This window comes from Plastoroseomonas hellenica, from assembly GCF_018129085.1.
In the GTDB taxonomy this organism is placed as follows: Bacteria; Pseudomonadota; Alphaproteobacteria; order Acetobacterales; family Acetobacteraceae; genus Plastoroseomonas; species Plastoroseomonas hellenica.
Genome location: NZ_JAAGBB010000105.1, coordinates 1 through 7,879, shown reverse-complemented (window position 1 = coordinate 7,879; position 7,879 = coordinate 1). Strand labels below are relative to the sequence as shown.

Sequence of the window (7,879 nt, the reverse complement as noted above, 5' to 3'; positions counted from 1 at the left end):
CGCGCCGGCCGGCAGGGTGTCGCGCAGGTGACGCTGCGTCAGCACCAGGGACAGGCCGGCATCGCGGACCATGTAAGACAGCCGCTCGGGCGGGTAATCCGGGCCGAGCGGCAGCCAGGCGCCGCCGGCCTTCAGGATCGCCAGCAGCCCGACCACCATGGCGACGGAGCGCTCCACCGCCAGGCCGACCACCACATCCGGCCCCACGCCCCGATCCCGCAGTTGCCAGGCAAGCCGGTTCGCCCGCGTCTCCAGCGCCGCGTAGCTCAGTCCCTCCGACCCGAACACCAGCGCCTCGGCGTCCGGCTGCGCCGCAGCCCGCGCCGCGATCGCCGCCACCACCGTCTCCGACACCGCATCCGACGCCGCAACACCACCCCACCCCACCAACGCTCCAGCCTCAGCACCCGATAGCATCGGAAGGCTGTCCACCAGGCGCGAGGCATCGGCCGCGAGCGCTTCGAGGATCCGGCCGAGCGTCTCCTGCAGCGTAGCGGCGTCGCCGGCCGAGACGCGATCCGCGTCATAGGTGCAGGCTAGCTCGATGTGCTCGGCGGTGGCGGATGCCACGATGACGAAGGCGTAGTTGGTCGGTGCGACACGCTCAGCCAGCCCGAACCGCAGATCGCCCGGCGTGCGCAGCGCGCGCTCGACGGGGTAATTCTCGAAGATAACGAGCGTGTCGAAGAGCGGCTGACCGGGATAGCCGGCCCAGCGCTGGATCTCATTGAGCGGCGTGTGCTCATGCTCGCGCAGCGCGAGGTTCTGCTCCTGCAGCGCGCGCAGCCAGTCACCGGCCGTCATGGCAGGCTGCGGCCGCACCACCACCGGCAGCGTGTTGATGAAGAGACCCAGGATCTCCTCGGCACCGGGCAGATCGGTCGGCCGACCCGCGACCGTGGACCCGAAGCTCACCGTCGCCTCGCCGGTGTAGCGACGCAGCACCAGCGCCCAGGCGGCCTGGATCAGCGTGTTCAGCGTGATGCGCTCGCGGCGCGCGAAGACCTGCAGCCGCTCTGCCTGCTCTGCTTCCAGACGCAGGTCGAAGGTGGCGCGGCCCTGGCCGGTCGCATGGGGCGGGCCGAATGCCTCGGCAAACCGCGTCGGCGTATCCAGGGCCCGGGTCTGCTCGCGCCAGAAAATCTCCGAGGCCGCCTGGTCGCGCCCCTGCAGCCAGGCGATGTAGTCGCGATAGGGGGCCGGCACGGGCGGCAGCGGCCGATCATGATAGGCGCTCAAGATCTCACCGATCAGCCGCGCCGAGCTCCAGCCGTCGAGCAGGATGTGGTGGTGCGTCCAGATGAGCTGGTGGCGATCGTCACCCAGCCGGATCAGCCGCACGCGTTGCAGTGGCGGCTGCGACAGATCGAAGCCGCCGATGCGTTCCGCCACGGCCGCGTCGTGCAAGGCAGCGGCATCGATCGCACGCCCCCGCCAATCTTCCTCGACGAAGGGCATGGCGACCTGGCGGTAGACCACCTGCCGCGCCGCGTCCGGCAGGTCGCGCCATTGCAGGGCGGTCCGCAGAATCGCGTGCCGGTCGCTGACCCGTTGCCAGGCGGCGCGCAGCTTGCCGCCGTCGAGGCCGGTGATCTCCGCGCTCAGCTGGTTCACATAGACGCCGCTGCCTGCATCCTGCAGGCTGTGGAACAGCATCCCCTGTTGCATCGGCGACAGTGGATAGATGTCCTCCACCCGTGATGCATCGAGCCCGAGCTCATCGAGCAGCGCCTGGTCCGGCACCGCCGGCCCGGCCGGCTTCGCCGCCGCGGGCTGCGCTGCGGGTCGTGCTGCGGCGGCGAGGGCCTGCAGGGTCTGGTGGCGGAACACGTCCTTCGGCTCGATCACCCAGCCCGCCTGCCGCGCCCGGCTCACCATCTGCAGCGAGATGATCGAATCACCTCCAAGCTCGAAGAAATTATCCCCAAGCCCCACCTGCTCGATCCGCAGCAACCCGCGCCAGATCCCCGCCAGCGCCTGCTCCGCATCGCTCCGCGGCGCCACATGCTCCACCGCCTGCCATTGCGGCTGCGGCAATGCCTTGCGATCGATCTTCCCGTTCGGCGTCAGCGGCAGACGCTCCAGCACCACCACCTGCGCCGGCACCATGTAGTCCGGCAGCACACCCGCCAGCGCCACCCGCAGCGCCTGCCCATCGGCGGCGCCCGTGACGTAGCCCACGAGTTGCTGCTGGCCCGAGGCGCCCGCCTGCGCCACCACCACCGCCTCCCGCACGCCCGCCTCGCCCAGCAGCCGCGCCTCGATCTCACCAAGCTCGATCCGGAACCCCCGGATCTTCACCTGGTCATCCACACGGCCGAGGTACTCCACCACCCCGTCCGGCCGCCACCGCGCCAGGTCGCCCGTCCGGTACAGCCGCCCACCCGGCGCATCGCCATAAGCATCCGGGATGAACCGCTCCGCCGTCAGACCCGCACGCCCGTGATAGCCCCGCGCCAGCCCCGAGCCCCCGATGTAGAGCTCCCCCACCACGCCCGGCGGCACCAGGTTCAGATCACCATCCAGGATGACGGCGGTGCGGTCACCGACCGGACGACCGATCGGGGCATAGGTCGCCTCGAAACACGTCTCGGCATCGGCCTTCCAGACCAGCGGCGTGACCACCGTCTCGGTCGGGCCGTAGCCGTTGATGAGCGCGCGCGGCCGCAGCGCCGTCTTCACCTTGTCGAAGCCCGCCCGCGGCATGGCCTCGCCGCCGAAGGAGTAGAGATCGACGGGCGGCGCGCTGCCCTGCCAGGCGGCGAAGTCCGCCAACTGCTGCAGATAGGCCGGCGGGAAGCCGGCATTGGTCACGCGCTGCGCCGCGATCTCCTGCAGGGTCCGCTCCGGTGACCACAGGTCGTCGTCGCGCATCACCAGCGCCGCGCCGATCGACAGCGCCGTCCAGAGCCGCTCATGCGCCCCATCGAAGGCGAAGGACAGGAAGTGCAGCTCGCGCGAGCGATGGCCCATGTCGTAGAGCGCGGCGGTCGCCCGGCAATGCATCGCGAAAGGCCCATGCGCCACTGCCACGCCCTTGGGCGTGCCGGTCGAGCCCGAGGTGTAGATCATGTAGGCCAGGTTGCCCGGATGCAGCGCGACGCCGGGATCGCTCTCCGGCTCGCCCGACAGGTCCAGGCTGTCCAGCGCGATGCAGTTGAGCGCCGGCCGCGCCGGCAGCCGGCCGATCGTCGCGCTATCGGTCAGCAGCAGCCGCATCCCGGCATCGTCCGTGGCATGGGCGAGGCGCGCCGGCGGATGCTCGGGGTCGAGCGGCACATAAGTGCCGCCTGCCTTCAGCACGGCGAGCAGCCCGACGATCAGGGCCGGCGACCGCCGCGCCACCACGCCGATCATCGTCTCCGGCGCAGCACCCAGCCGGATCAGCCGATGCGCCAAGCGGTTGGCGCGCGCATCGAGCTCGCCATAGGACAGCACGGTGTCCCCGAAGACGATCGCCGGCGCGGCAGGCATCGCCTGCGCATGGCGGGCCACGGCCTCATGCACCAGATAGGGTGCCGGGTCCGCATCCACCGGGCGGTTCCAGAAGCGCAGCCGCTCCTGCTCCTCCCCCGAGAGCAGGGCGATGTCGCGCAGGCGCTGCGTGGGATCTGCGACCATCGCGCGCAGGACGATCGCCCAATGCGCCGCCAGCCGATCGATCGTCGCCGCGTCGAAGAGCGCGACCGGATAGGTGAAGGTCGCGGCGATCTCGCCCGCCTGGGTCTCCTCGGTATCGAGCGCCAGGTCGAAATTCGCCCGGGGGCTGCCGGTCTCGATCTTCTCCAGCGACAGGCCGGTCCGGGTCGGTGGCGCCGCCTGTCCGCGCCGCAGGTGGTTGTAGAGCACCTGGAACAGCGGGCTCTGGCTCAGGCTGCGCTGCGGCTGCAACGCCTCCACCAGATGCTCGAAGGGCAGATCCTGGTGATCCTGCGCCTCGAGCACCGTCTCCGTGACCCGGGCCAGCAGATCCGCGAGCCGATCCTCGCCGCGCAGCGCGGTGCGGAGGACCTGCATATTGGTGAAGAGGCCGATCAGCGGCCGGGTTTCCTCGCGGTTGCGGCCGGCGACCGGCACGCCGATGCGGATATCCCCCTGGCCGGTATGGCGCAGCAGGACAGCCTTCAGCGCCGCGAGGAGTACGGCGAAGAGCGTCGACTCCTGCCGTCGCGCCAATGCGCGCAGCGCGGTGGCGAGCGCGGTATCCAAGGTCAACGAGACCCGGGCACCTGCGGGATCCGGCAGCGCCGGCCTGATGTGGTCGAGCGGCAGGTCGAGCGTCACCTCCTCGGCGCCGAGCTTCCCGGTCCAATAGGCGAGTTGGCGCTCACCTTCCATCGCCTCCATCCAGAGATGCTGGAAGGCGGCGTAGTCCGTGTACTGGATGGCGAGCTCGGGCAGCGCCGGCGTGCGGCCCTCGGCGAAGGCGTCGTAGGCGCGCCAGAACTCGTCACTCAACACGCCCATCGACCAGCCATCGGCGACGATATGATGCAGCGTCACCAGCAGCAGGTGATCCTGCTCACCCAGCGCCAACAGCGTGACGCGGATCAAGGGCCCATTCTCGAGATCGAAGGGCGTCGCGGCATCGCGCCGGGCCCAGTCCAGCGCCGCTGCCTCGCGATCCGGCCCTTCCGGCACAACGCGCCGGACCTCGAAGGCGGGCGCCTCGAGAATGATCTGCTCCGCCCCATCGGCCTGCTGGCGGAACACCGTGCGCAGCGCTTCATGTCGCTGCAGCAAGAAGTCGAAGCCCCGATCGAGCGCAGCCTGGTCCAGCGGGCCGCGGATGCGTTGGGCATTGGCGATGGTGTAGCCGGTGCCGGACGGGTCCATCCGCCACAGGAACCAGAGCCGCGACTGGGCGAAGGACAAGGCCGAGCGCTGCAAGCCCTGCCGGATGATCGGCAGCATCGCGAGATTGATGCCGCTGGCGGCGAATTTCTTCAGGAAGGCGACCTGCTTGTCGCGGTCGAGGCGCGCCAGGCGCCGCGAGATCTCGGCGAGCTGGGAATCCGGCGTCTCAACGTCGTTCATCGGACATCTCCATCTCGTCGAGTGCGTCGAACATCGCCGCGACATCGGCGCTGCCGAGGGCGCTTCTCGTCTCGCCCTCCAGCAGTAACGCCAGGTTCTCGATCGTTTTCGCTGCGAAGAGGCTGCGCAACGGCACCTCGTAGCCAAGCTGCTTGCGGATGCGTGCCACTGCCTGCGTGGCCATCAGCGAATGGCCGCCGAGGTCGAAGAAGCTGTCGGTGACGCCGACCTGCTCGACGCCCAGCACCGCCGCCCAGATATCGGCCAGGGCGCGCTCCGTCTCGTTGCGCGGCGCGACGTGCTGGGTCGCGTGCTGCTGCGGGCGCGGCAGCGCGGCGCGGTCGATCTTGCCGTTCGGCGTCAGCGGCAGGCGCTCCAGCGCCACGAGCTGCGACGGCACCATGTGGTCCGGCAGGCTCGCGGCCAGCGCCGCGCGCAAGGCGGTGACATCAGCGGCACCGGTGACATAGCCGACCAGTTGCGGGCCCGCGGCGCTTTGCTGTGCGACGACCACGGCTTCGGTGACGCCGGGATCGGCCAGCAGATGCGCCTCGATCTCGCCCAACTCGATCCGGAAGCCGCGGATCTTCACCTGGTGGTCGACGCGGCCGAGAAAGTCGAGGCTGCCATCCGGCCGCCATCGCGCCAGATCACCGGTTCGGTAAAGCCGGGCGCCGGGATCGCCGCCGAAAGGGTCGGGGATGAAGCGGTCCGCCGTCAGCGCGGCACGGCCGTGATAGCCGCGCGCCAGGCCGGCGCCGCCGATGTGCAATTCGCCGATCGCGCCCGGCGGCAGCAGGTTCAGGTCGCTATCCAGCACGTAGAGCGCGGTGTTGCCGATCGGCTGGCCGAGTCCCGGTCGCGGATCGGCGGCGTCCAGGCGATGGCGGGCGGACCAAATGGTGGTCTCCGTCGGCCCGTAGAGGTTCCATATCGTGCCGGCATGCTCGACCAGGGCCGCGGCCAGATCGGGCGGCAGCGCCTCGCCACCGCAGAGAATCCGCAAGCGCGGCGGGAGCGCGGCCAGGCCGCCGGCCTCCACCAGCATGCGCCAGCTCGATGGCGTCGCCTGCACCATGGTGACGGCATTGGCGCGGATCGTCGCCAGGAGGGCAGCGGGATCGCGCGCCGTAGCCCGATCCACCAGCACCAGCCGCGCTCCGGCAAGGAGCGGCAGCAGCAGTTCCAGCACCGCGATGTCGAAGGAGAGCGAGGTGAGGCCCAGCACGGCGTCATCCCCGGCGATGCCAGGCCGCTGCGCCATGCTGGTCAGGAAATTCACCACGGCGCCGTGCCGGACCATCACGCCCTTGGGCTGGCCGGTCGATCCCGAGGTGTAGATCACATAGGCCAAATTCTCGCGGCCGACGATCACCGGCGGATCGGTGTCGGGTTCCGCTTCGATGGCCGGCCAGTCGCGGTCGATGCAGCGGATCCTGGCACCGCTCTCCGGCAGGGTGGCCTGCAGATGCGCCTGCGTCAGCACCAGCGACAGCCCGCTGTCGCGCATCATATGCGCGAGCCGCGCCGGCGGATAATCGGGATCGAGCGGCACATAGGCGCCGCCCGCCTTCAGCACCGCCAGCATGCCCACGAGCATGGCGGCGGAACGCTCCATCGCCAGCCCGACCGGCACGTCCGGACCGATGCCGGAGCGGCGCAGATGCCACGCCAGGCGGTTCGCGCGCCGGTTCAGCGCGCCATAGGTCAAGGTCTCTGCGCCGGCGATGAGCGCGACACGATCGGGGTGCCGCATGGCACCTGCGGCGATGAGCGAGGCGATGTTCTGCGGCGGATACGGCATCGCCGTCGCATTCGGCGCCAGCAGCACGGCACGCTCCTCGGCGCCGAGCATGTCGAGGCATCCGACCGGTGCATGGGCGTCGCCGCTGATGGCCAGGAGCGTGCGGAGGAACTGGTCGCGCAGCCGGTCGATATCCGACGCGCTGAAGCGATCGCGGTGATGATTGAAGGCGAAGCGCAGCCGCTGGCCCAGCGCGACCATGACGAACATGGCGTAGTTGCTGGTTTCGACGGCCTTGACCTCGCCGATCGTGAGCGCCTCGCCGGCGGGGCGCAGCGCCTGGTCGACGGGATAATTCTCGAAGACGATAAAGCTGTCGAACAGGGCCTGGCCCGGATAGCCGGCCCAGCGTTGGATCTCGTAAAGCGGCGTGTGCTCGTGCTCGCGCAGCGCCAGGTTCTGCTCCTGCAGCGCGCGCAGCCAATCACCCACCGCCATGGCGGGTTGCGGCCGCGCCACCACCGGCAGGGTGTTGATGAAGAGGCCGAGCATCTCCTCGGCGCCCGGAAGCTCCGCGGGACGGCCGGCGACCGTGGTCCCGAAGGCGACCGTCCGCTGCCCGCAATGGCGCCGCAGCAGCAGGGCCCAGGCGCCCTGGATCAGGGTGTTCAGGGTGATCCGCTCGCTGCGGGCGAAGGCCTGCAGCCTGGCCGTCACGGCCTCATCCAGGTGGAAGCTCGTGCTGGCGTGGCGCGTGGCGTCGGTGGTGGAGGCGTCCGACGCCGCCATCGATGCGGACAGCAAGGTGGGTTCTTCGACGGGGAGCAGATGGCTCCGCCAGAACGCCTCCGCGGCCTTGCGGTCGCGGCCCTGCAGCCAAGCGATGTAGTCGCGGTACTGGCCGGTGACAGCAGGCAGCCGGGTGTCACGGACATGCCGCAGCACTTCGGCGACCATGCGCGCGGCGGCCCAGCCATCGAGCAGGATGTGGTGATGCGTCCAGATGAGGTGGTGTCGGTTGTCGTCGAGCCGGATCAGCAGCACCCGTTGCAGCGGCGGCTGCGCCAGGTCGAACCCCGCCGCACGCTCCGCCTCTGC

General features: G+C 70.3%; 2 protein-coding genes. Both read right to left on the bottom strand.

Annotated elements, in window-relative coordinates; all coding sequences use genetic code 11:
• A partial coding sequence (locus GXW71_RS33835) for a non-ribosomal peptide synthetase (protein ID WP_211858374.1) occupies nt 1–5,037 on the bottom strand: 5,037 nt, incomplete at its 3' end.
• Nucleotides 5,024–7,879, bottom strand: a 2,856-nt coding sequence (locus GXW71_RS33830; protein WP_211858373.1) for a non-ribosomal peptide synthetase, incomplete at its 5' end; no start/stop codon positions are given. The genes GXW71_RS33830 and GXW71_RS33835, both read right to left, overlap by 14 nt.